Source organism: Vibrio nigripulchritudo ATCC 27043 (assembly GCF_000222685.1).
Lineage (GTDB): Bacteria > Pseudomonadota > Gammaproteobacteria > Enterobacterales > Vibrionaceae > Vibrio > Vibrio nigripulchritudo.
The window spans coordinates 1-25,088 of record NZ_AFWJ01000212.1 but is presented as its reverse complement, the minus strand read 5'-3'; the positions used below and the strand labels follow the sequence as shown (position 1 = coordinate 25,088).

At 49.3% G+C, this 25,088-nt stretch carries 24 protein-coding genes and 2 pseudogenes; 22 read left to right on the top strand and 4 right to left on the bottom strand.

Translation table 11 applies throughout. The features are described 5' to 3' along the window. Positions 1 to 10 precede the first annotated feature (10 nt). Both RH89_RS15325 and RH89_RS15320 read right to left on the bottom strand, forming a co-directional pair. Positions 11 to 1,042 (bottom strand): carbohydrate ABC transporter permease, encoded by a 1,032-nt coding sequence (locus RH89_RS15325; protein ID WP_004403822.1) that lies wholly within the window; start codon positions 1,040 to 1,042, stop codon positions 11 to 13. 70 nt (positions 1,043 to 1,112) lie between these two features. Beyond that, on the bottom strand, positions 1,113 to 2,354 hold the full coding sequence (locus RH89_RS15320) for an ABC transporter substrate-binding protein (protein WP_038146285.1): 1,242 nt from the start codon (positions 2,352 to 2,354) through the stop codon (positions 1,113 to 1,115). Positions 2,355 to 2,772: 418 nt separating this feature from the next. Between RH89_RS15320 and RH89_RS15315 the strand changes: the two genes are divergently transcribed. The 22 genes and pseudogenes from RH89_RS15315 to RH89_RS15210 all read left to right on the top strand — a co-directional run bounded on the left by RH89_RS15315 (position 2,773) and on the right by RH89_RS15210 (position 23,429). Continuing rightward, positions 2,773 to 3,843: an ABC transporter ATP-binding protein gene (locus tag RH89_RS15315; RefSeq protein WP_004403815.1), complete on the top strand. Its 1,071-nt coding sequence runs from the start codon at positions 2,773 to 2,775 to the stop codon at positions 3,841 to 3,843. Continuing rightward, the gene (locus RH89_RS15310) at positions 3,840 to 4,370 is read left to right on the top strand and encodes an ester cyclase (protein ID WP_004403813.1); all 531 of its coding nucleotides are present in this window, start codon (positions 3,840 to 3,842) and stop codon (positions 4,368 to 4,370) included. The genes RH89_RS15315 and RH89_RS15310 overlap by 4 nt, the downstream gene beginning before the upstream one ends. A gap of 28 nt (positions 4,371 to 4,398) precedes the next feature. Further along, positions 4,399 to 5,709 (top strand): histidinol dehydrogenase, encoded by a 1,311-nt coding sequence (gene hisD / locus RH89_RS15305; RefSeq protein ID WP_004403808.1) that lies wholly within the window; start codon positions 4,399 to 4,401, stop codon positions 5,707 to 5,709. 18 nt (positions 5,710 to 5,727) lie between these two features. After that, complete coding sequence (locus tag RH89_RS15300; RefSeq protein WP_004403807.1) at positions 5,728 to 6,807, top strand: ester cyclase; 1,080 nt, start codon at positions 5,728 to 5,730, stop codon at positions 6,805 to 6,807. Between the two features lies 1 nt (position 6,808). Then, positions 6,809 to 7,576 (top strand): SDR family NAD(P)-dependent oxidoreductase, encoded by a 768-nt coding sequence (locus RH89_RS15295; protein ID WP_004403805.1) that lies wholly within the window; start codon positions 6,809 to 6,811, stop codon positions 7,574 to 7,576. Beyond that, a complete protein-coding gene (locus RH89_RS15290; protein WP_004403802.1) occupies positions 7,576 to 8,592 on the top strand; it encodes a LacI family DNA-binding transcriptional regulator in 1,017 nt (338 codons plus the stop codon). Before RH89_RS15295 ends, RH89_RS15290 begins: the two co-directional genes overlap by 1 nt. A gap of 3 nt (positions 8,593 to 8,595) precedes the next feature. Further along, the gene (locus RH89_RS15285; RefSeq protein WP_038146283.1) at positions 8,596 to 9,564 is read left to right on the top strand and encodes a nuclear transport factor 2 family protein; all 969 of its coding nucleotides are present in this window, start codon (positions 8,596 to 8,598) and stop codon (positions 9,562 to 9,564) included. 137 nt (positions 9,565 to 9,701) lie between these two features. Further along, the gene (locus tag RH89_RS15280) at positions 9,702 to 10,661 is read left to right on the top strand and encodes a cupin domain-containing protein (RefSeq protein ID WP_004403799.1); all 960 of its coding nucleotides are present in this window, start codon (positions 9,702 to 9,704) and stop codon (positions 10,659 to 10,661) included. After that, the gene (locus RH89_RS15275) at positions 10,643 to 11,353 is read left to right on the top strand and encodes an alpha/beta fold hydrolase (protein ID WP_244410423.1); all 711 of its coding nucleotides are present in this window, start codon (positions 10,643 to 10,645) and stop codon (positions 11,351 to 11,353) included. Before RH89_RS15280 ends, RH89_RS15275 begins: the two co-directional genes overlap by 19 nt. After that, positions 11,350 to 12,045 (top strand): RraA family protein, encoded by a 696-nt coding sequence (locus tag RH89_RS15270; RefSeq protein ID WP_004403794.1) that lies wholly within the window; start codon positions 11,350 to 11,352, stop codon positions 12,043 to 12,045. Before RH89_RS15275 ends, RH89_RS15270 begins: the two co-directional genes overlap by 4 nt. A gap of 146 nt (positions 12,046 to 12,191) precedes the next feature. Further along, positions 12,192 to 12,572: a VOC family protein gene (locus tag RH89_RS15265; protein ID WP_004403788.1), complete on the top strand. Its 381-nt coding sequence runs from the start codon at positions 12,192 to 12,194 to the stop codon at positions 12,570 to 12,572. A gap of 113 nt (positions 12,573 to 12,685) precedes the next feature. After that, positions 12,686 to 13,132, top strand: a complete 447-nt coding sequence (locus RH89_RS28765) for a hypothetical protein (RefSeq protein ID WP_050811544.1) — start codon at positions 12,686 to 12,688, stop codon at positions 13,130 to 13,132. A gap of 64 nt (positions 13,133 to 13,196) precedes the next feature. After that, positions 13,197 to 14,603 carry a TolC family protein gene (locus RH89_RS15255; protein WP_004403782.1) on the top strand — a complete coding sequence of 469 codons (1,407 nt, stop codon included), beginning with the start codon at positions 13,197 to 13,199 and terminating at the stop codon, positions 14,601 to 14,603. Positions 14,604 to 14,615: 12 nt separating this feature from the next. Next, positions 14,616 to 16,316, top strand: coding sequence for an efflux RND transporter periplasmic adaptor subunit (locus RH89_RS15250; RefSeq protein WP_004403777.1), 1,701 nt, complete (start codon positions 14,616 to 14,618; stop codon positions 16,314 to 16,316). Between the two features lie 2 nt (positions 16,317 to 16,318). Beyond that, a complete protein-coding gene (locus tag RH89_RS15245; RefSeq protein WP_004403774.1) occupies positions 16,319 to 19,441 on the top strand; it encodes an efflux RND transporter permease subunit in 3,123 nt (1,040 codons plus the stop codon). A 64-nt stretch (positions 19,442 to 19,505) separates the two neighbouring features. After that, positions 19,506 to 20,021, top strand: coding sequence for a copper-resistant cuproprotein CopI (gene copI, locus RH89_RS15240; RefSeq protein WP_004403771.1), 516 nt, complete (start codon positions 19,506 to 19,508; stop codon positions 20,019 to 20,021). 151 nt (positions 20,022 to 20,172) lie between these two features. Next, positions 20,173 to 20,550, top strand: coding sequence for a MerR family transcriptional regulator (locus RH89_RS15235; RefSeq protein ID WP_004403769.1), 378 nt, complete (start codon positions 20,173 to 20,175; stop codon positions 20,548 to 20,550). A gap of 48 nt (positions 20,551 to 20,598) precedes the next feature. After that, positions 20,599 to 21,411, top strand: a complete 813-nt coding sequence (locus RH89_RS15230) for an SDR family NAD(P)-dependent oxidoreductase (RefSeq protein ID WP_004403766.1) — start codon at positions 20,599 to 20,601, stop codon at positions 21,409 to 21,411. 104 nt (positions 21,412 to 21,515) lie between these two features. Continuing rightward, positions 21,516 to 22,007 carry a GNAT family N-acetyltransferase gene (locus tag RH89_RS15225; RefSeq protein WP_004403758.1) on the top strand — a complete coding sequence of 164 codons (492 nt, stop codon included), beginning with the start codon at positions 21,516 to 21,518 and terminating at the stop codon, positions 22,005 to 22,007. A 31-nt stretch (positions 22,008 to 22,038) separates the two neighbouring features. Next, positions 22,039 to 22,452, top strand: coding sequence for a GNAT family N-acetyltransferase (locus RH89_RS15220; RefSeq protein ID WP_004403756.1), 414 nt, complete (start codon positions 22,039 to 22,041; stop codon positions 22,450 to 22,452). 24 nt (positions 22,453 to 22,476) lie between these two features. Next, positions 22,477 to 22,905 (top strand): annotated as a pseudogene (locus RH89_RS15215) (GNAT family N-acetyltransferase); the annotation flags it as partial. Between the two features lie 8 nt (positions 22,906 to 22,913). Then, positions 22,914 to 23,429 carry a GNAT family N-acetyltransferase gene (locus RH89_RS15210; protein ID WP_004403754.1) on the top strand — a complete coding sequence of 172 codons (516 nt, stop codon included), beginning with the start codon at positions 22,914 to 22,916 and terminating at the stop codon, positions 23,427 to 23,429. A gap of 12 nt (positions 23,430 to 23,441) precedes the next feature. Here the strand turns inward: RH89_RS15210 and RH89_RS15205 are convergent. Together RH89_RS15205 and RH89_RS15195 are read right to left on the bottom strand one after the other, a co-directional pair. Then, positions 23,442 to 24,673 (bottom strand): IS3 family transposase gene (locus RH89_RS15205; protein ID WP_086027444.1). Its coding sequence is split into 2 segments (ribosomal slippage): positions 23,442 to 24,331 and positions 24,331 to 24,673, totalling 1,233 coding nucleotides; the frame shifts between segments, so codons are not numbered across the junction. 107 nt (positions 24,674 to 24,780) lie between these two features. Beyond that, a pseudogene (locus tag RH89_RS15195) lies at positions 24,781 to 25,088 on the bottom strand (cobalamin biosynthesis protein CobW); the annotation flags it as partial.

The window sequence follows — 25,088 nt, the reverse complement described above, 5'->3', positions numbered from 1 at the left end:
TGCATTTCTCCTACGCGGGTTTCTTATTAAATCCACGCCAGGTGCGGATCAGTACAGGGGTAAGCAGAATGGCGATACCCACAATGGTTAACATGGAAGTCGCGGCGGCCGAGCCAAAGAGCTGTGCGTCGCCTTCTTTCAGATCGTGATAAATGATCCAGCTTAGCGAGGTAGCGTTGGCTTCGGCAGCAAACCCAACAATCGGTTCAAATACGCGGAAGTTATCCATCAACTGCATCAGGGCAACGAATGTGACTAGCGGTGCCATATGAGGAATCACAATATAACGAATGCGTTCCCAGCGAGATGCCCCGTCGATCATCGCCGCTTCAACCGTATCCGTTGGTACGGTTTGCAAACCGGCATAAAACACGATGAAAGAGAAAGGAATCGAGTGCCAGACGCCATACACAAACAAGGTGATCCAAGTGAGTGTCGGTGACGCTTTCAACGATAAATCGGGATCATCAAATAAGATTTGCAGTGAAGCGCCAATCACACCGTCGGCATCGATCATCCAGAACAGAATCAACGAACCGATAAGTGGCGTAACAATCATGGGCAGAAGCGAGAAGAAGATCGTCGGTCCTTTGAAAAGCTTGGGCAACGCATTTACTCCAAGCGCGACCAGCATCCCCAAAACAATCACTAGCGGCGTAACAATAAAGGTATAACTGAGGGTAAAAATCAGCGCCTTGTAAAACGGCATATTCAGCAGTTTCGAGGTGAAATCAGACAGAGACTCTGAGCTGTCCCACGCTTCGCCCACTTCGGAAAACGCCAGATGATTTCGGTTAGTGTAGGTGCCGAAACCGTTGAAGCGTCCTAACGGTTGCTCCTCACGCAGTTTGTTGGTGGCATCCAAATCGATGGCAGTGGTTTTGGTGCAGCCAAAAGGACCACACTGTTCGGTTTCTATCACCACTTGCTCGTGCTCGACATAAAGCGACTGCACAAAAATGGAGACGATGGGAAAAGCGATCAACAGAATCATGATCGTCAGAGACGGCCACATAAACTGCAAAAAAGTGCGATGGGGCATACGTATAACCTCAATGCCAGACACCACTCCCTCTGACTTTTCTCAAGCGAGAGGGAGTGGGAGAAGTGAATTACAAGAACCCTTGTTCTTTCGCAGACGCGGTATAAGCGGCTTCGGCATCTTTCAATGCCTGTTCTGCGGACTCTTTGCCTTGCAGGAAGTCGGACAGTTCAGAACCAAGTGCGGAGTGAAGCGACCCCATATAAGGCAGCATTGGGTATGGGCGCGCTTTGTTTTGCACAGAGTCGATAACCCCTTTAGCCGCATCGTTAGGCTGATAGCCTTCAATCAGCCAGACCGCTTTTTCGCTGTTGGCTTTCATCATTTCTGTTGAAGTGGCCTTAACCATCACTTTGAATGTCGCTTCGGCATCTGCGTCTGAAAGATTCTTAGAGACTGTCCAGCCATCCCACCATAATGTGGTGGCAGGCAAACCGCCTTTCTCCAGCGATGGGGTACTGACTAAACGAGTGGAAGCCACAATGTCTGGCTCAGATCCTTCATCGTCTAAGATGGCACTGCCGCGCGATCCCCACATCACGGCAAACGCCACTTTTCCGTCTTCCCATAACGACTGAGTCACGTTGGAATCAAACGTCAGATAGTCTGGGTTAGACAGTTCCGTCAGGGCTTTGAGCGTATTCAGTGCTTTCACCCCCATCGGGTTGTTGATATTGGGCTGTGCGCTGTTGCCTTTAAAGAAATCACCGCCCGTTGCGCAGTACATATTGATGAATTCCTCACCGAGGTTCCAGCCAGTTTTGGTGTTCAGGGCAATAGGATTAGACATAATGCCCTTGTCGCGAATGACTTTCGCCGCAGCAATCAGTTCGTCGTAGGTTGTTGGCGGCTCTACGCCAGCCAGTTTAAGGATGTCTTCGCGGTAGAAGAGATGCTGACTGTTCGCCATGAATGCTACAGCCATGACTTTGCCATCCACACGAATCAACTGAGAAGGTTGCAGGCTGGCACCGTATTTAGCCACTAAATCATCCAAAGGACGAACCAAGCCTTCGTTAAGTAACGGAACAATCGAGCTGGTGGAGACGATAGCGCTTGAATACTTCGCAGGGTTGGCTTTGAGTGCCGCTACCTGAAGATTACGGTGGTCTTTCGTCTGGTTTTTGGTCACCGTGACTTTATCGCTGGCGCACGTTTCTGCCATGTTGGCCACGGCGTGCAATGCAGGGAAGTCGTTGGAAAGAATGCTTACTTTACCCGACTCCACTCCACAACTCGCGTACACGTTGCTTGCGCTGGCGATGGCGACGGTGGCAGCAGCACGCAACGCCCATTGAGTTACATTTGCCATGTTTTCTACTCCTTTAGCTGGCAGCATCAAGTGGGCAATACCACGACAGGCGGCTGATTTCGCCGTTAAACGACTTGGATAACTCAGCAGCACTTCCTTGCCCTTTTCCTAAAAAATGGGAACGTATGCAAAAATCCTATGCTTTAAAGTTACGTTTGATCAAGATTTGTATTTTATTTGTGAATAAATTGTATTTATTTATTTAACTTTATGAATTTAAATAATTTATTTTAATTTCTAAGTGTTTTGAGTATCGCTGTAACTCTTTGAATTATTGAAAATATCCGGTTTTTCACACTTTTTGATTGAATTGTTATTAGTGTGATCATCTTCTAATTTGCTTAAATTGTGACCTTGTTGATTAAAAAGTCGTCTGATAATTTTGAATACGTACCCAAAATTTGAAAAAGGACATTTCATGGCGGAAATACAACTACGACACGTCAATAAGCGTTGGGGCGGATTTATCGGGGTCAACGACTTTGATTTGACGATCTCCGATCAGGAGTTCCTGGTTTTGCTTGGTCCCTCCGGTTGTGGAAAAACCACCACCATGAGAATCATCGCAGGGCTTGAAAGCGTTTCTGATGGCGAAATTCTGATTGACGGAAAAGTGGTGAACGAGCTTGAACCAAAGGATCGAGACGTCGCCATGGTGTTCCAGAGCTATGCGTTGTATCCGAATATGACGGTGTATGAAAACATCCGGTTTCCGCTCAAGGTACGTAAGATCGACCCAGAAACTCACGATGAAAAGGTCATGAAAGCCGCAGAGATGGTCGAGCTAAATGAGTTCTTGCATCGCAAACCTTCAGAGCTGTCTGGCGGTCAGCGCCAGCGTGTGGCTTTGGCTCGGGCGATTGTGCGTGAGCCGAATGTCTTTTTAATGGATGAACCCTTATCTAACCTCGACGCAAAATTGCGTGTCTCGACCCGCGCGCAAATCAAGAACCTGACACACGAGCTCAAAGTCACCACGATTTACGTGACGCACGATCAAATCGAAGCCATGACTCTGGCCGATCGTGTTGTTGTCATGAACAAAGGGGTGGTTCAGCAAGTGGGTTCCCCAACCGAGATTTACAACAACCCTGCCAATACCTTTGTGGCGAGCTTTATTGGCTCCCCGGCAATGAACTTAGTGGAAGGTACGATTACCGACGGCACATTCGAAGCTGAGGGGATCACCATTTCTGGTCTGGATGCTTCGTTGTCTGGCAAGGTCACATTAGGTTTCAGAGCGGAGGACGCCAGTTTGAGCGGGGAGTCTGCTCAGGTTCAGGCTGATGTGTATTCCATGGAGCTTCTGGGTGACGCCACCATGATCACCGCCAAAGTTGGTCATGCGTTTGTCGCAATCAAGGCGGACAAAGATTTCAGAATCGATATTGGTCAGCCCTTTTCGGCACACATTCCCATTGCTTCATGTCACCTGTTTGATGCACAGACCGGAGCGCGAATTTCCCCTGTTTTGGCGGAGGCATCATGAAAGGTTCAAGACCTCAGCAAGCTGAATTATCCCGCGATACCGATATGAGCAAAACCGACGAAACCCGAGCGGTGATCGAAGGCATGGTTGACGGGTTAAACGATCACCGAATTGACGACATAGGTCAGTTTTTCTCTCAGCAGTTTCGTTGGTTAGGCAATCAAGGATGTGGCAGGAAAAACGGGCTGCAAGAGTTTCAGGAAAACTGGCAGCGACCTTTTCAAGCGGCATTTTCCGACAAATCGTGTGTCGATGAAGCGCGTTTGTATATGGGGGAATGGGCAGCAGCATTTGGTCGACAGGAAGCCACCCACAGCGGCGAGTTTATGGGCGTTGCCCCTACAGGGAAAAAAGTGGAAATCCGCTATATGGATTTCTGGAAAGTGCAGGACGGAAAAATTGTCGACAACTGGGTCATGGTGGACTTTCCCCATGTACTTGCGCAGTTAGGGGTGGACGTCTTCAACGGTGAAGGCTGGGAAGCCTATGACCGGGGCGAACGAACCCCACCAAGACCACAGCGATAGAAGCAATCAAACAGGATGAATGGAAATCATGACAATTGAATATTTAAAAAGCAGCAAACCAGAGCAGGACAAAGCGTCAGATAACGCCAAGGTTGCATCTGTGGTCGCCGATACACTGGCGTACATCGAACGCGAAGGCGACAAAGCGGTACGTGAACTGTCGGATAAATTCGATAGCTATTCCCCAGACTCATTCCGACTCTCTGAAGAACAGATCCAAGCTCTGATTGCCAAAGTGCCTGAGCGGGATTTGGCGGATATTCAATTTGCACACGACCAAGTAGTTAATTTTGCCAAAGCACAGCGCGATTCCATGCAAGATATCGAAGTGGAGACGCTGCCCGGTGTGATATTAGGTCACAAGCATATTCCGGTGCAAAGTGTTGGCTGCTATGTCCCTGGTGGCAAATTCCCCATGGTGGCTTCGGCGCACATGTCGGTAGCCACTGCCAAAGTGGCAGGGGTTCCGCGCATTGTTGCCTGTACTCCTCCTTTTAAAGGGGAGCCGAACCCAGCGGTTGTAGCGGCTATGCACATCGGTGGTGCCGATGAAATTTACGTGATTGGTGGCATTCAGGCTGTAGGCGCCATGGCGATTGGCACCGACACCATCGACCCTGTTCACCTGTTGGTAGGCCCCGGCAATGCCTTTGTGGCAGAAGCCAAGCGCCAACTTTTCGGGCGAGTGGGCATCGACCTGTTTGCCGGACCAACCGAAACCATGGTGATTGCCGACGACACCGTCGATGCAGAAATGTGTGCCACAGACTTGTTAGGTCAGGCGGAGCACGGTTTTAACTCCCCCGCGGCTTTGGTGACCAACAGCCGAAAACTGGCAGAAGACACCATGGCTGAAATTGAACGCATCCTTAAGATTCTGCCGACGGCGGAAACCGCGTCTGCCAGCTGGGAAGATTACGGTGAAATCATTCTCTGCGAAAGTTACGAAGAAATGCTGCAAGTCTCGGAAGACAAAGCGTACGAGCACGTGCAAGTGATGACGGATCGCGACGACTGGTTCCTAGAAAACATGACCTGCTACGGTGGTTTGTTCTTGGGAGCAAGAACCAATGTTGCCAACGGCGACAAGGTGATTGGCACCAACCACACTCTGCCAACCCAAAAAGCGGGACGCTACACTGGTGGGCTGTGGGTAGGTAAATACCTGAAAACCCACAGCTACCAAAAAGTAACAACCGATGAAGCCGCCACTCAAATAGGTGAATACGGTTCGCGGCTTTGTATTCTGGAAGGGTTTGTTGGTCATGCCGAACAGTGCAACTTGCGAGTGCGTCGCTACGGCAATAAAGACGTGCCCTACGGACAACCGGCTCAGTAACGACTGATGGAGGTGGCAATGTCAGATTCCCAGCATGCAGCAGAACAGTTATTCAGCCTGCTAGCACAATGGCGACAGTCTCTTTATAAGGGAGACATCGCCTTAGCCCGAATGCAGGTGGGCTCTGTTTTTGCTTCCGACGCCACGTTTCACATGTGCGCGCCATTTGGGGATTACCATTCGCCTGCGGACTGGTTCGATGCTTGTGTTACTTCACTTGCTGATGCGATGCCGGATCTGGAGCGACGTGATTACATTGTTATCTCGGGCATAGATGCCGACCAAAATGGGTGGATAGGGTGTGCCGGTTATTACTGCGGCACCTTTATCAAACCTTGGCTGGACATTCCGGCTACCGGGCACTTTGCCCATATGCGGTTCCACGAATTTTACCGGATGGAAGACGATGCCATCGTCGAAGCGCAAATCATCTGGGACATTCCAGAACTCATGATGCAAGCCAACGCCTGGCCGCTGGTGCCGTCATTAGGGCGAGAAGGTTTAGTGCCAGCACCTGCAACCTGCGACGGTATCGACAATACATGGAGCCTCCCTTTGCGGAAATCAGAAAAATCGCAGAAATCAAAGGCTAGCCGCCAACACGTTTTGGATATGCTGGAGCACTTGCAGCGTTATCCGAGTCAGGGTGGACCAGAAGTGATGGCGCTGGATCGATTCTGGCACCAAAACCTGAGCTGGTATGGTCCAGCTGGCATCGGCACCTGTCGGGGCATTGCGGGCTTTCGACACTGGCATCAAATACCGTTTCTCAATGCCATGCCAGATCGCGGTCAGCATGAAGAAGAAATCGACGCACACTTTTTTGCCTCTGGTGAATATGTCGCGGTAACAGGCTGGCCCAATATGTGTCAGACACTGACGCACGGCGGCTGGCTAGGCATCGTCCCATCTGGAAAGAAAATCACCCTACGCAGTCTGGACTTCTGGCGACTGGAAGACGGAAAAATTCGGGAAAACTGGGTACTGGTGGACTTAATCGACGCCTATTCACAACTCGGTATTGATGTAATTGCCAGAATGAAAGAATTCAATAAAGCTCGTGTGATTGGCGACATCCAACTACCACAGGGAATGTGATATGAAAATTCTTCCAACTTCACCCGGATTCGATTTAACAGGTAAGCGAGCTTTGATTTGTGGCGCATCGTCGGGCATTGGACTGGGGTGCGCTGCTGCATTAGCAGAAGCTGGGGCTCACGTTACGCTTGCAGCGCGCAGAGCGGATTTGCTTGAAGACGCTAAGCAGCAGTTTGAACGCCAGCAATGGCAGGTCGATGTCCTGCAAATGGATGTTGCAGATATTGAAGGTACTCAGGCACTGATCCATCAGCAAGAAGCGTTTGATGTGTTGGTGAACTCCGCTGGGTTAGCTCGCCATTCCGATGCGTTATCGACTCAGCCTGACGACTACGACGCCGTGATGAATGTGAACGTGAAAGGGGCATATTTCTTATGCCAGGCAGTGGCGAAAAAGCTGATTGATACCAACCGAGGTGGAAGCCTTATCACCATATCAAGCCAGATGGCGCACGTTGGTGGGCTGGAGCGCGCTGTCTACTGTGCCTCAAAGCACGCGGTTGAAGGCTTTACCAAAGCCATGGCCATCGAATGGGGCAAGCACCAGGTTCGGGTCAATACCATTTGCCCGACTTTCATCAAAACCGAATTAACAAAAAGCACGTTTGAAAACCCTGATCTCCGAGCGTGGATTGAGAGCAAAATCCACATTGGAAGAGTGGGAGAAGTCGAAGATGTGATGGGCGCGGTGGTGTTTCTCGCCAGTGACGCGTCCGCCATGATCACCGGCACTTCGTTACGTGTGGACGGAGGTTGGACAGCAGAATAATGGCAAATGAAAAAGTTACCTCAACCGATGTCGCCAAACACGCTGGTGTAAGCCAATCTGCGGTGAGCCGCGTATTCACGCCCGGTGCATCGGTATCACAGAAAACCATGGACAAAGTGAAGAAAGCCGCGGATGAGCTTGGGTATCGCCCCAATTCGCTGGCACGTGCCATGGTATCAGGCAAGAGCCGAATCATAGGTTTAATTGTGGCGTATCTGGATAACCAGTTTTACCCCGATGCGTTAGAAAAACTCTCCAATTCTCTGCAAGAACAGGGCTACCACGTTCTGATGTTTATGGCATCCAAGACAGCAGACTCCATCGATTCTGTGGTGGAAGAGATTCTGGATTATCAGGTCGATGGCATTATCGCGGCTTCGGTCGCCATGACTTCAGAGCTCGCCGAACGGTGCCGCCAGGCCAACGTACCTATTGTGTTGTTCAACCGTTCTCAGGAAGAAGGGGATTTTTCTGCGGTGACCTCAGACAACTTTGTTGGTGGTCTGAAAGCCGCTCAGTTCCTGATTCGGGGTGGTCATAAGAAATTCGGCTACATTGCCGGTTGGGAAGGCGCGTCTACTCAGCGCGATCGCGAACTGGGCTTCAAAGCCGGTTTATCGCAAGAGGGGTTTGAGCTACATGCCAGAGAAGTCGGGGATTTTTCGATGGAAAAAGCCAAAGAGGCTACCCGAAAGATGTTCCGAAACGATCCGCCTGATGCGCTGTTTATCGCCAATGATCACATGGCACTTGCGGTTATGGACACCTTGCGCTTCGAGTTGAACATCAAGGTGCCAGAGGACGTGTCCGTCGTGGGGTACGACAACGTTCCTGCGGCAAGCTGGCCGAGTTATAACCTGACCACACTGAGCCAGCAAGCGGACGCTATGGTCAGTGAAACCATACGAATTTTGCTTCAACAAATTGATGGTGACAGCGCGTCACCGCAGAAAATTGCCATCGGATCGCCGCTCGTGATCCGAGGCTCAGCCAAATTGCCAAAGGACATTAACTAGATGATGAAAGGATTCGACAGCAAGTTTCAGGACTTCCCCGATTACATTCTGTCCATCACCAAAGAGATTTGGGAAGACAGAGAGATTGCGACGCTAGAGCATTACTACTCACCCGATATTATCGTTCGCACACCTGCCAGTATTTCAGTGGGAAATGAAGGGGTCATTGCTGCCACCTTATCGACATTACATGAATTTCCAGACAGGCAACTGCTGGGGGAAGACGTGATATGGAGTGGCACGCCTGAAACGGGCATGTTGTCCTCGCATCGAATTCTTTCTACAGCGACACATTTAGGAGACGGCATTTTCGGTAACGCCACGGGCGCACCGCTCAAGTACCGAGTGATCGCCGATTGCCACGCCATCAACAATCAGATCAATGACGAATGGCTGATTCGGGATCTGGGTGCCATCGTTAAACAGATGGGCTGGGAGCCAAAACAATATGCTCTCACTCAGATCGAAAATGAAGGGGGAGCGCAAACGTGCACAGTGCCCTTTACTCCGGAACAAGACAAGAAAGGACCGTACCAAGGCACAGGAAACGACAACGCCTACGGCAAACAGTACGCCGAAGTGCTCAAGCGCATTATGAATGCCGATATTGCCTGCATTCGAAATGAATACGATCGTGCTTGTACGGGTGAATACCCATGTGGTGAAACCATCCACTCTTGGGCTGGGATTGAAGCCTTCTGGCAAGGGTTACGAGCCAGCTTCCCGAACGCAGAATTTACCATAGAACACCAAATTGGACGCGAAGATCCAATGATGCCACCGAGAGCCGCCATTCGGTTCTCATTACAAGGAAAGCATGATGGGTGGGGGCGATTTGGCGCACCAACGGGGGCAGACGTTTATGTCATGGCAGCCGCTCATGTCGAGTTTGGCCCTTGGGGCATTCGACGCGAGTTTGTTGTATTTGACGAGACCTCCGTCTGGAAACAAATCGCTCTGCATACAGGGTAACTCAGTCTAGTGAGTTGCATGATCGGGATTGGGTGTTCAAGCCGCTCAACCCGATGAATTTCGCTTATTGCTGACATGACGGATGCAAGACGGCTTAGTACTTGTCCGCGTGTTGGAATCCAAAGGAGATAACGAGAATGGAAAGCCCACAATGGGTGCGATTTGGGGAACTCAAACCCTGTCGCACAGCATTTATTGATGCTCATACACCCGGTTCATCACAAAAAGAAAACTTCACGATTATTGGCGGGGGAGTCTCGGAGAGCCCTGACCAGCATGTACATATTACTGCCACGCCGGGCTTCAATATTGGAGCAGCAGGTCAACCGCCAAAGTGCTTTAACTCATTGCATTATCACCACACGGCAGAAGTCTTTTTCGTGTTGAAAGGTCGCTGGCGTTTCTTCTGGGGGCACGATGGTAAAGCCGGAGAAGTGACGTTATCGGAAGGCGACATCTTTAATATCCCAACACACGTTTTCCGCGGTTTTGAAAACGTAGGAACTGATTACGGCATGATCATGTCCATTCTGGGCGGCGATGATGCCGGTGGTGGCGTTGTATGGGCACCTCAGGTGTTAAGAGATGCAGTCGCGCATGGTTTAAAACTGAGTGAAACCGGCAGGCTCTACGACACCAAAAAAGGGGAGAACCTCCCTGAAGGCGTGAAAGAGATGCCTATGCTGACTCAAGAAGAACTTGACCAGATTGGTCAGCCAAGTGTTAGCGAAGTTGTCCCGAAATACGTGGCACGCTACCTCGACATGATGGCTCTGGCGAACGATAAGCCATGCAGTGTGATCGGTGAAAATGCCCTTATCGTCGATAAGCCGGGTTTTGAAGTCGATTTCTTTAACCACAATACGCCACAAGCCAGGTCGTATCACGCAGAGCAGGATCAGGTTTTGATGGTGATGTACGGTCATTGGCAAGTTCAGTGGGGGCAAGACGCCGTCACTTTAAATCCGGGTGACACCATCTGGATGCCAGCTGGTAGTGACTACTCACTTTCGGTGACTGCGTCTGGCGACGCAAGTTTGTACCGAATCAGCAAGACACTCGATAGTGCCGGACCAACATGGACTCCCAAACGATGAATACACCGCTGGTATTGCTGCCCGGCATGATGTGCGACGAGCGGTTGTTTGACGCTCAGGTGGCGGAGTTCAGCTCTGAGCGACAGGTTATTGTTTTGCCTGTAACGCAAGCTGACAGCATGCAAGAACTGGCGAAGAAGGTGCTTGAAAAAGCGCCTTCCACTTTCGCGCTGGCGGGATTGTCGATGGGTGGCATCGTTGCCATGGAAGTCTTCAGGCAGCAGCCCGAGCGCATTGAGCGTCTGGCGTTACTAGACACGAATCCCCGGGCAGAGCTGGACGAAGTGAAACAAGGGCGAGCAAGGCAACTGGATCGCGTTGCAAAAGGCGAGATGCTGAAAGTGATGAGTGAGGAGATGATCCCAAGATATTGCCACCGAGATTTCCCCAATCCCAGTATCGACAAGCTTTGCCTGGATATGGCAAATGAGCTGGGGAACGAAGTGTTTGTTCGTCAGTCGCTGGCATTGCGGGATCGCCCTGATCAGCAACAAACGCTGACCACCGTCATTCAGCCTACCCTGATTCTGGCTGGGGAAGACGATCAACTCTGCCCGTTAGACAGACACGAATGCATGAAAGCGCTAATTCCTCATGCCACACTTGCCCTGATCCCCAAAGCGGGGCATCTGACAACTTTAGAGCAACCGGAGGCGACAAACGCCGCTTTGCGCGCGTGGTTAGAATCATGAACGAGTCTTTATTAAAGCTATTACAACGTGTAGATACGCCAACGGTGTGCAATGCCATCGAAGTGGCACAGGGTAAACGCGGATTCGACCGCTTTACCAAGCAGACCATGCTGATTTCAGACACTAGGTGCGGGGCAATGGTGGGTTATGCGAAAACAGCCCAAATTGCTGCGCTAGAACCGGCTCAGGAACCCGCCGATGTGATTCGGGAAAGGCGCATGACGTATTATCGTTATATGTCGGAGTCCCCATTCCCTTCTGTTGCTGTGATAGAGGATATCGATTTCCCCAATGCGATTGGTGCTTATTGGGGAGAGCTGAACACCAATATTCATAAAGGGTTTGGGATGAGTGGCGTGGTCACAAACGGTGTGATGCGCGATCTTGATGACCTGCCGGAAAATTTCCCTGTGCTCGCGGGTTCTATTGGTCCAAGCCATGGGTTTGTGCACGTAAAATCCATCGACCAGCCTGTCAGTGTAATGGGGTTAACTGTGGAACCGGGCGAGCTGATTCATGCGGATCGCCACGGCGCACTGGTGATTCCAAATGAGGTTTTACCTGGCTTAGAAACCGCGATCACCACCTTGCTGGCTAACGAGCAAATCGTTTTGAAAGCCACTAAACAGGACGACTTCGATTTTGAGGCGTTTGAAAAAGCATGGGCAGAGTTTGAGCGAGTTCGGACTTAATAATCCCGCGTCTCAGACGTTAGATAGAGTATGTGAAAGATTTATCTTTTCTCCGTAAATGACCGCTCAGTAACTTTCTGAGAGGTTCTCCAATGAGACAATGTGACTTGGTTTTAACAGGTGGCATTGTTTAAGTTGGAGAGGCTATGATTTCACATTTCATTTTTTACGTACTGGATCAGGAAGCAAGCACCCGATTTTACGAACGTGTTCTCCTGTCCAGCCCAGTACTCAACGTTCCCGGTATGACTGAGTTTCAATTAGATCAGGGTTCGAAACTTGGATTGATGCCTTACGAGGGGATAAACCGACTGCTAGGTTCACACCTTACTTCACCCGATCAGGCATGTGGCAATCCAAATTCCGAGTTGTATCTGACTGTGGATGACCCATTTGAATACCATCAACGCAGCTTAAAGCACGGAGCGACAGAACTCAGCCCTGTTCAAGAAAGGGATTGGGGGGCTCTGGTTGGATACAGCAAGGATATAGATGGTCACATTCTGGCTTTCGCAAAACCAAGCTAGTACCGGGAAGGAAATCAAGACGTTGAGTCAGGCTGCTATCCTTATAAGAATCTGTTGACCTTACCCCTAGGGTAAGGTTTAGAGTCGGGATGCGATTGACTTAAAGGTGCGCTATGAACAGACGATTAAAAACAACCTGGATTACAATGCTCAGCATTGTTGCCTTGTTGTTTTCAGGGTTTGTCACCAGTGCCCCTGTTATGATGATGACAATGGCGGAACATCAGATTGAAAGTAATGTTTCTCCCTGTCATGCCAGTTCCTCTCCTATGGCAGATAACCCATCTGCTCACAAATCGCATTCCCCAGACAGACCCATCCATTCATTGATGGTGGAAAGCGGCAAAAACAACGCGTCAGACGCTTGTTCTTCCGCGTCCCATGAAGGACATACCTGTTGTGCTGCTGTGTGTGGTGTCACTTTTGTGCCTTTGCTTACTCGTAGCTCGATGAATGTGGCAGACTTTGCCCTTGCTCCAATTGCTTCCATCACTATCGGTGATGCACTTTCTCGTACTCAATCCCTTTTCCGACCCCCAATCACTGAATCCATTTTCTGATTTCACCGCTTCTGAATGAAGCCCGATTTATTGGCGCATTGCGCCCAGATTTTGGATATACACAGTGACAATACAATTTAGAAAGCTCGCACTGGTTGTTGGTGTAAGCTTGGCTGCAACGCCTTTATGGGTGGGTGCTTCCGAGTCTTCATCGATAACGACCAAGCAAGCTGGATCGACTCAAGTGGCACGTTATGAACCCTTGATGCAATTGATTCATGCCGCCATAGAACAAGACGCTGCCAGAAAGCAGTTCTACACTCAGTCCCTTGCCATGCGCGAGATGGGCGTGGCCAGCGCCACATTGATGGACCCAAAAGTCAAAGTCGGATTTGGCGGTTTACCCATCGACAGTTTTCAGTTCGATCAAGACCCGATGACCAACCTGTCGGTTGGGGTCATGCAGCAATTTGAGCGCGGTTCAACCCTAGAGCTCAACCAGAAAAAAGCCAATCAGCAGGCGCAGGGTGTGAACCTTAAGGTCGAAGCCAGAGAACTGGACATTGCCAACAGCATGACCACCCTTTGGCTTGAGCTTGGGTATCAGCAGGTAACGGAGCAAATCCTAAGAGAGAAAAAACGCCTGATGACGGAGCTGGAAAGCTTTGTCAAAACCAACTATTCCAATGGGAAAAGCGAAGCGCAGGACTTGCTAGACGCTCAGCTTCAAGTGGCTAAGCTGGACGAAAAACTCGAAGCCAACCGACAAATGCAGCGTCGTCTGATGGCTCAGATGTCCGAGTGGCTGGGTGCAGGCTGGCTCGACAGTTTCGCTTCTTCGCAGCGTAAACTGGAGGCGTCTAATCAGCGTAACTGGCTGAAACTGGAACAAGTACTTGATTCAACGCCTGATGCCTCCAGACATTACACTGCGCTGCGATTGCACCCAATGGTGAAAATGGCAGACAGCCAGATTCAGGTCAGTAAAACGCAGGTGGACATTGCCGAACAGGCGTACACGCCACAGTTTGGCATCGAGGTGATGTACGCCCACAGACAGGCCAACAACATGCGAGGTGAACCAGCATCGGATTTGGTCAGCGCGTACCTCACTTTAGACATTCCGCTATTTACGGAAAACCGACAAGACAAAAACAAGTCTGCCGCGCAATATCAGGTTGGAGCGGCGCAGCTTCAAAGAGACACCTTACTTCAGCAAATGAACGCCAAGGTGAACACCCTTCTGAGTGACCGAATCAATCTGCAACAGCGATTGGCGCGTTACCAGTCTTCCCTTATGCCTCAAATCAACGCGCGGATTCGTGCGGTAGAGCGGGGTTATCAGAACAACACCGCCCAGTTCAGCGATGTGATTGCCGCCTCTAACGATGAGCTGGCACTCCAACTTGAACAGCAACGGTTGCTGGCTGACCTGAATGTGGTGAACAGCAATCTCGCGGCTCTGCTCAGCGCCTTTGAGTTTCAGGTCAAATCGCCTGAGCTCACGCACACCTATCGCTCAAGTCAATAAAGGAAACAACAAATGAAAACAATGCAAGTTGCCGCCGTTGCGCTTTTGGTGGGCGGAGCCCTGGGGTATGGGGTGAATCATTACGTCGCAGGTGAAAACCACAATATGGGTGCTGTTGCCAGCCCAGCAGCCAGCTCCAATGAACCTTTGTACTGGGTCGCGCCTATGGACCCGAATTACCAACGAGACAAACCGGGGAAATCACCAATGGGAATGGACCTTGTTCCCGTTTACGCAGAAGACTTGAATGGCGATAACGATCAGCCGGGCACGGTCAAGATTGATCCATCGGTCGAAAACAATCTCGGGGTGAAAACCGCCTCGGTCAGTCGCGAGCCGTTGGCACCAAAAGTCGACACCGTAGGTTACATCGCCTTTGATGAAAGCCAACTCTGGCAAACCAATGTGCGTGTTGCTGGTTGGGTAGAAAAGCTGTTCATCAACGCCGTGGGGGAGAAAGTCAACGAGGGAGACGTACTGTTCACCCTGTATTCGCCTGAACTGGTTAAAGCGCAGGAAGAACTGATCAGTGCTTACCAGACGGGGCGAAAGGGCTTAGTGAAAGGGGCGACCGAACGCCTGTTGACACTGGGTGTTGACCGAAGCCAGATCCGAAACATCACCCGTCGCGGTCGAGCGTCGCAAACCATCGAAACCAAAGCACCTGCGGATGGCGTGATAGCCAGCCTGAACATTCGTGAGGGTGGGTATTTATCGCCTTCTCAGGCGGTGATCAGTGCCGGACCGCTCGACAACGTGTGGGTCGATGCTGAAGTGTTTGAGCGTCAGGCACACTGGGTGAATGCAGGCAGCAACGCCAAGATGACTCTGGATTCTGTTCCGGGTAATGAGTGGCAGGGTGAGGTGGATTACATCTACCCGATTCTCGACCCTAAAACCCGCACGCTTCGTGTCCGACTGAAATTTCCTAATCCTCAGGGTGATTTGAAACCCAACATGTTCGCCAATATCACCTTGCAACCCGTCAGCGAAGAATCGGTGCTGACGATTCCTAAATCGTCGGTGATTCGCTCTGGTGGCATGACCCGAGTGGTGCTTGCCGAAGGAGAAGGGAAATATCGCTCCGCCCGCATTCAGGTCGGGCGTGAAGCGGGTGAAAAAGTGGAAGTGCTGCAAGGGCTGAAACCGGAAGATCGAATTGTTACGTCTGCTCATTTCATGCTGGATTCTGAATCGAGCCAAACCGCCGATCTGGCGCGCATCAACGGAGTGGAGGCAGATGCCGAGACCGTCTGGGCGAAAGGGGAAATCACCGATGTCATGGAAGGACACCGGATGCTGACCATCAATCATCATCCTGTACCGGAGTGGAACTGGCCAGGCATGATGATGAATTTCACCTTTGCTGAAAACGTGGAAATGAAAGGGCTTGGCAAAGGGCAAGCCATCGATTTTGAAATGCAGAAAACCGAGTCCGGTCAATACGAAATTGTGGACTACAAAGTGGGGGAAAGCGTTCTGGCGAGTGAAGTCTGGTTAACCGGAGACGTCACTCTATTGATGGCGGATTTCGGGATGATCACCCTAAGCCATTCACCCGTTGCCGAGTGGAACTGGGAAGCAGGAGAGATGAATTTCACGGTTGAGGAAGGCATTGATCTTACCGAGTTTCAGGAAGCCCAAAAGGTTCGATTTCGAGTCGAAAAGCAAGGAAGCGAATATCGACTTAAGCAAATAGAAGCTGAGGGCTGAGTATGATAAATGCAATCATTCGCTGGTCCATCAGTAACCGATTCTTGGTGCTGATTTCTACCTTAGCTCTGGTGCTCGGTGGACTTTACAGTGTGAAAAACACGCCTGTGGATGCGATTCCGGATTTGTCAGATGTACAGGTGATCATCAAAACCAGTTACCCCGGTCAGGCACCTCAAGTGGTGGAAGATCAGGTGACCTATCCGCTGACAACCGCCATGTTAGCGGTGCCCGGAGCCGAAACCGTGCGCGGTTACTCCTTCTTTGGAGATTCGTACGTTTACATCATCTTCAATGACGATACCGACATGTACTGGGCACGTTCGCGGGTGTTGGAGTACCTCAGTCAGGTTGCCCCTAATTTGCCTCCGAATGCAAAGCCAACGTTGGGACCAGACGCCACGGGAGTCGGTTGGGTTTACAGTTACGTACTGCAAGATAAAACCGGTCAGCACGATCTGGCTCAGCTACGCAGTCTGCAAGACTGGTTCTTGAAATACGAATTGCAAACGGTCGATGGCGTATCGGAAGTTGCTACTGTGGGCGGCATGGTCAAGCAGTACCAAATCCAGATAGACCCTGCCAAATTACGGGCTTACAACCTGACGTTGCAGCAAGTGAATATGGCGATTCAAAACGGCAATCAGGAAACTGGCGCGTCGGTGATTGAAGTAGCCGAAGCTGAACACATGGTACGTACCACGGGTTATCTGAGCAGCATTGAAGATATTCAGTCGCTGCCGTTAAAGGTCACCGAAAAAGGCACACCACTGCTGCTTGGCGATGTGGCAGACATTAATCTCGGACCCCAAATGCGCCGTGGTATTTCTGAGTTTAACGGCGAAGGGGAAGCCGTAGGCGGTGTGATCGTGATGCGCTTTGGTGAGAACGCCAGTGAGGTGATTGCCAAAGTCAAAACTAAGCTGACCGAGTTACAACGCAGTTTGCCTGAGGGCGTTGAGATTGTGGCGACGTACGACCGCTCTACGCTGATCAACGCGGCGGTGGAAAACCTTTGGAAGAAACTGGCAGAAGAGTTCATTGTGGTGGCGATTGTCTGTGCCTTGTTCCTGTTCCACATTCGTTCTTCTTTGGTTATCGCGCTGAGTTTGCCCGTTGGGATACTGGCTGCGTTTATGGTCATGCACTGGCAGGGTATCAACGCTAACATCATGTCGCTTGGGGGAATCGCGATCGCCATTGGTGCCATGGTGGATGGGGCCATCGTCATGATCGAGAACGTGCACAAGCACATTGAGCGCACGCCCCTGACCGATAAGAACCGCTGGCAAGTCATTGGCAAAGCGGCGGAGGAGGTGGGCGCCCCCCTGTTTTTCTCGCTACTCATCATCACATTGAGCTTCGTTCCCGTGTTCGCTTTAGAAGGTCAGGAGGGGAAAATGTTCTCGCCCCTCGCGTTCACTAAAACTTATGCCATGGCGGCATCGGCTGGGCTGGCGATTACGCTGGTGCCTGTGCTTATGGGCTACTTCATTCGCGGAAAGGTACTGCCAGAGCACCGCAATCCGGTCAACAAGGGGCTGGTGGCGCTGTACAAGCCGCTGCTCAGTATCAGCCTGCGTTTTCCTAAAACTATGATCGTCTTAGCGCTTGGGCTGATGGCTTCTGCCTATTACCCAACCAGTAAACTGGGCAGCGAGTTCATCCCGCCACTGGATGAAGGCGATTTGATGTATATGCCGACGACCTATCCCGGTATTTCAATTGGTAAAGCGCGAGAAATATTGCAGCAGACCAACAAGCTGATCAAAACCGTGCCTGAGGTGCACACTGTGTGGGGCAAGATTGGACGGGCTGAAACCGCTACCGATCCTGCTCCGCTGACGATGATTGAAACCGTTATTCAGCTTAAGCCCAAATCGGAATGGCGAGCAGGGGTGACGTCTGAGTCTTTGCGGAAAGAGTTTGATGATCTGGTTCAGTTCCCTGGCTTAACCAACGCTTGGGTTATGCCGATCAAAACCCGCATCGACATGCTGGCAACTGGCATCAAAACCCCGATTGGCATAAAGATAGCGGGTCCTGACCTTAAGGTGATTGAAACCATAGGTGCAGAGCTCGAACCCATCCTGAATGATATTAGCGGCACCGCTTCCGTTTACGCAGAACGTGTAGCGGGTGGACGCTATGTCACCATCGACATCAAACGCCGCTCGGCTGCCCGATATGGTTTGAGCATTAAAGATGTTCAGCAAGTGATCTCGACAGCGGTCGGGGGCATGAACGTGGGCGAAACCATTGAAGGGCTGGAACGCTATCCGATCAATGTTCGCTACCCACAGGAGTATCGTAATTCTGTGGTGATGTTGGAAAACCTGCCTTTGGTCACACCAAACGGTGCGCGTATTGCCCTCGCCGATGTTGCCGACATTCGTTATGAAGATGGCCCCCCAATGATCAAAACAGAAAATGCTCGCCCCAACGGCTGGGTGTTTGTCGATATTGAAGGTCGTGATCTGGGCTCTTATGTGGCCGAAGCGCAGCAAGTTGTGGCTAGCGAGTTATCGCTTCCCGCCGGATATTCGCTGGCTTGGTCGGGGCAGTACGAATATATGGAGCGAGCGAAAGAGCGCTTGAGTGTCGTCGTACCGATCACCATTGCCATCATTATGCTGCTGCTCTACTTCAGCTTCCGACGTGTCGGAGAGGTGCTGATCATCATGCTGACATTACCACTCGCCATGGTTGGCGGTTTGTGGCTGATGCACTACCTCGGTTACAACTTCTCCATTGCGGTTGGGGTCGGGTTTATCGCTTTGGCAGGGGTGGCGGTTGAGATTGGGGTCATCATGCTGGTTTACCTCAATCAAGCGTGGCATTACAAAAAGCTCGATGCAGCAGAAACAGACACCGCATTGACGAAAGACGACCTGAGCAACGCCATTCGTGAAGGGGCAGGGCTGCGTGTTCGCCCAGTCATGATGACGGTTCTGACGGTAATCATTGGTTTGATACCAATCATGTATGGGGATGGCACGGGTTCTGAGGTGATGCAGCGCATTGCAGCCCCAATGATTGGCGGTATGGCGTCGGCACTGTTACTGACTTTGTTGGTGCTCCCTGCCATTTTCAAATTGTGGAAACAACGCGAAGTGCGCGAGTAACTCTAGATCAGGGTTACCCGCTGGTTGACCCTGAATTCAAATTCAAAAAAAGAAGGATATTCAGATGAAAAAATCAATCATTGCACTGATTCTCGGTATGGCAACAACCGGCGTTTTCGCTCAAGGAATGGACCACTCTAAGATGGATCATTCCAAAATGGATCACAGCAAGATGGACCACTCCAATATGATGAACATGGAAGGCATGTCGGATGTAGGGATGCCCGCCAAAGGCGCGAAGCCAGACAAGGTAGTACATGTTATTTTGAGCGACGACATGACCATCAAGTTTAAGAAAGAGGTGGATATCGAGCCTAATGATGTGGTTCAGTTTGTGGTGATCAACACTGGAAAGATCGACCATGAGTTTGCGATTGGTTCACTTGCAGAGCAGGAAAAGCATCGCGCCATGATGAAAGAGCAAGGCGCACATGCTCACGATACGGGTAGTGCTGTGACGGTTAAGCCCGGCAAAGCGAAACAATTGACGTGGCACTTTCATGGTGACACCAATGTCGAGTTTGCCTGCAACATTGCTGGGCACTACGAAGCAGGCATGGTGAAGTCGATTCAAATCTAAGTAGAATTCATAGCTCATTGAGATTGAAACTCGGGCGGTATTCGTATCGTTCGAGTTTTTCTAATTTACATTGTAAATTCCTCCAATATTTAGAGGCTGTTTAGTTTGATTTCCTTAGACTCTTGCAACACATCAGGGAGGAGAAATCACAATGTATATTGGAGAGTTATCGAAAAAGACCGGAGTCAGCGTTAAAGCGATTCGACATTACGAAGACATTGCGTTGATAAAATCCCCCCAACGCGATGGCAAATACCGAGTCTACGACGACAGTTATATTCAAGTGCTAGGCATGATCAAAGCCGCCAAAGGGTTAGGGTTTACTTTGGAGGAACTTCGAACCATTGCGAAAGCCAAAACACAGGAAGGCTTGGTGCCGATGGACTTACTGAAAGCCGAACTGCAAAAAAAGCGCACCGATATTCTTGTCAAAAAAGCGGAGTTGGAAAAAAGACTCAAAGAAATGGATGAGCTGGAAATCAGCGTTCAACATTACAATCAGTGTCTATTGGAAAATATTAATCAATAATTTTTTGGTAAATAGGTGTTGACTCTCCCCTATACGGGAGACTTTAGGATGAAGACCTCAACAGACAAAACAGAGGTCAACATTATGAAAACGGCATTCATCACAGGCGCAACATCTGGCATTGGTTTCGAATTTGCAAAGTCTCTTTCTGAGCAAGGCTACGCACTGATCGTTCACGGACGCAACCCTCAGAAATTGGCAGAACTCGAACGCCAAATTGAAGGCGTCACACAAACCATTTGTGCTGACCTGTCCGATCCGGTTACGCATGCTCAGGTGATTCAACAGCTTGAAGCTTATTCCAACTCCATCGACGTTGCCATTAATAATGCAGGTTACGGATTGTATGGTGCGCATATCGAGCACACGTCGGCACAAATACAGCAAATGGTGTCGGTCAACGTGTTAGCGCTGACTTCCTTGAGTGAATACTTTGTCAGACGAATGGAAAAACAGGGCAAAGGATACCTAATGAATGTGGCGTCTACCGCTGCTTATCAGCCTCAGCCTTATATGGCAGCGTATGCGGCCAGCAAAGCGTATGTCGCCAGTTTTACTGAAGCCTTAGCCGTAGAAATGAAAGGCAAAGGTGTGAACATCACTTGTTTGTCACCGGGGCGAACAGATACTGGCTTCTTTACTTTCGATGGCAAAGACGAGTCTAGCTCAGGCTCGGGGACATTTGCGGCAAAATACCGAGTCAGCCCAGCAAAAGTCGCACAGAAAGGGTTGGATGCTTTGTTCAAGGGACGTTTTAGAGAGATTCCGTTTCTAGACAATAAGTTCTACGTTTTCCTGAATCGAATTCTGTCTAAAGATGGGATGCTGAAAATGTACAGCAGCGCGATGAAGAATGTATAAAATCAAAGCTATTTGATGCCACTGTTTATGAGTATATTGGAGAGGATGGAAACGGTTTTACTCAAGTTTCCCTTCCTTCCTCTAATTCAGGAGTTTGAAGCAGTATGGAAAAATTAAGTTGCGCGCTTGTCCCTTTTTCGGAAGATGATTTTGAGCATCTGACTGATTGGATAGTGTCAGAAGAGCTTACTTACCTTTGGGCTGGTCCCACTTTTCAGTATCCGCTTACTCATGAACAATTACGCAAGCACTGCCAGCAACCAGAAGTTATCCCTTTCTTGATCAAATATGATGATCAGGCAGCCGGTTTTGTTGAACTCAACCGACAATCAGAAACGCACTGCCGTATCTGTTTGGTGTTTGTTTCGGATTCGTTCCGCGGCAAGGGCATTTCAAAAACTATCCTGACAATGCTTGCTGATGTGGCTAAGAATGATTATGGCTGTAACAAACTCAGCCTTGCAGTATTCAGTCACAACCAAAGGGCAAAAAAGGTGTATCAGTCGCTTGGGTTTGAAACCGTTTCGATTGAAAAAGAAGCCATGCACTTCAAAGAAAATGTCTGGGATCTAGAACGAATGGAAAAGTTGTTATAGATTTGTTTTTCAAACAATTATGAGCAAATTTATGAGTATAGAAATAGTCGAAAAAGCGCCGACTCCTGAAGAGTTTGTAGCCATGAGGATTACCGCGGGTTTGTCTGCAAAGTCACTGGAAGCCGCCAGAATAGGACTACCTAATTCACTTTATGCAGTATCAATTAGAGACGAAAGCAAACTTATTGGAATGGGGCGAGTCGTCGGCGATGGGGCATGCAACTTTGAAGTGGTAGATGTCGCGGTTGACCCGAGTTATCAAGGTAAAGGGCTGGGCAAACAAATCATGCAGTACATTGATGCGTACATCGCTTCTGTGGCGCTTGAAGGTTCCTATGTTTCGATGATTGCCGACGAGCCGGAATTCTACCAGAAGTTAGGCTACAGATTGGTGTCACCAAGAAGCCATGGAATGACCAAGAAATTTGCTCCTAAACACTCCTAGTATTTACACTGCACGCAAAGGACAGTAATGACAGTTAAGTTTGCCCCTTCCCGCGATCGAGATTACGCCGAAGATCTCACAAAAACCAATATGGCTCCTTACTACCAAAAACGCGGGATTGATTGGAGCCATGAGTTGTTTGTGAAAAGCTGGGAAGAGTACGACAACTTTGAAGTAATTAGCGAAGACCTGCGAGTCGGAGTTGTACGATTTACCTACGAAGAGAACATTACTTACCTTCGAGACTTTCAGCTGTCTTCTGAATTTCAAGGCAAAGGAATTGGGTCTGAAAGCCTGAAGCTGGCACTAGCGCATGCGATGCAGCGTGGCTCATCTGAAATTCGTCTTCGTGTATTCAGCGAAAACCCCGCTGTGGCTTTGTATCGAAAACACGGATTTATTCTTCTGTCAGAAGAAAATGCGTTGATAACGATGAGCTTAAAAATTGACTAGGATTTCATTTGATACGAAGGGCTAAAAAGACGGATATTCACGCACTTGCGACGCTGATTCATAATGCATGGCAGAAAGATCTGATAGAACTGGTTTCTCCAAGCGTATCCAGTTTATTTACCATTGATTGGTTTGCTTCAAAATTGCAGAAAGACTTAGAGCGAGAGTCAGCGTTTTCAAAGGTTTTCGAGCGAGATGGTTCCATTGTTGGGTATGCAGCAGGCAGATACAGTGAAGAAGACGATGTTGCTGAACTGATGGGCTTATATGTTTGCCCGAGCGCCCAAAATCAGGGAATTGGAAGTGCGCTGATTCAAGATGCAAAGTCGTATTTTTGCGATAAGAAAAAGAACGCTATGATTGTTTGGACTCTGCTAGGAGCAAAAAATAATGCTTTCTACAACAGGCATAATCCAGTTCGGAAGAAGGAGCGAGACATAACGATATCTAAGCTTAGCTACCGCGGTATTGGTTATGTCTACGCGCTGGATGAACCTTCAAGTCTTTGTCTAGTCCTAAAATAGGTTGACGCTTTTTTATGAAGCCAGTAGATAATCCCTGCTGGCTTTTTCATGCACTTCACTCGGGGTTTTCATCCCCAAGCTCATGTGCGGCCTCAAGTCGTTATATATCGATATCGACTCTTTTACTAACACTATGAGCTCCTTCATCGTACTGCATTGATAGAGCAAGAACTCACTCTTTAGTATCCCGTTAACTCGTTCTGCAAGAGCGTTTTGATAACAGTCATAACCGTCCGTCATTGATGGAACCATGCCGTTAGCATTTAACTTTTCTTGATATTCTGACGAACAATACTGTAGACCTCTGTCTGAGTGATGGATAGTGGCTGCATTTGTTTTCCGATTCATGATGGTCATGTCTAACGCTTTTACAACATCACTCGCTTTCATTTCATTACTCAGTTCATAGCCCAATATTTTTCGAGAGTAAGCGTCCGTAACTAACGAGAGATAGTGTGTACCTTCATCTGTTTTTACGTATGTGATGTCGCTGACAACAACTTCTTCTACATGGTTAACTGCTCTTTCTTTTAGCAGGTTAGGATGTTTTCTTAACCAATGCCTGCTGTTCGTTGTCTTGGTGTAGTTCTTCCTTGGTTTGACTAACATATTCTCGTTTTTTAAATACTTAAATAGACCGTCTCGCCCCAGCTTTATCCCTAACCTCTCAAGCTGAGGTTTAATCAGCAGGTATAGCTTGCAAGTGCCGACCCGCGGCATGTACTGCCGCCAATACATCACCATTCCTTTCACTGGCAAAAGCTCATCAACACGCGCTTCTAGGCGCTGTTTCCATTGATACACTGCTTGTCGAGATAAATTGAACTGTCTGCATGCAGAAGCCAGCTTTACTTTTCCTTGCTCTTTGGCGAGCCAGAGCGTTCGGCTAAGTACTTTTTTTCCAAATCAATTCCGTAGTCATCTTTAAGAAGCTCAACCATATCGCCATAAATCATGTTTTTCATTTCGGCGTTGGCAAGGGCTTTTTCAAGGCGCTTAATCTTTTGAGCAGGTGTTTCTTTGGATTTAGACATTGGAGAGTGCTCTATTGGTTTCGACCAATCCAACTTACCATGTTTTCTAAGCCAAACAAGAACGGTACTGCGCCCCTGAATGCCATAGTGAGCTTGAGCCTGTTTGTATGTCATCTCGCCTTTTTCAACTTGGGCTACGACAGCCAATTTAAAGCCTATTGTGTAATCTCGCTGTGAGCGCTTTGTTGTTGTATTACTTGAAGAGTTCATTGATAAGTCTCCAAAGTGTCAACTTATCTCAGGACGGGACACTTCTTTAAAACAACAAGCCAGTGACAACATCACTGGCTTTTTTAGTTCTTTGATTCTTGAGTCGGTTAGACCTTAGCGACTTTCTTTGGCCATGGGTCATCGAACTCTCCGCCGTTTTTCCACAGTTCCAGTTCTTCATCCGTTAAGAAACAGCGATTTAACGCTTCGATAAAGGTATCGGCTTCGTCACTTTGACCAATCACGGTCAGTCGGCATCGGCGATCACCAAACCGACTTTCAACGGCATCGATTTTCTCCTGTATTATGGCTCTCTGTTCTGGAGTGAAGTCTTGTGATTCATCATGAATAACAGATTCACGCCAGAATCCTACTACCTCAAGCCCAACGTTTCCGTTTGCCTGACTCCACAGTA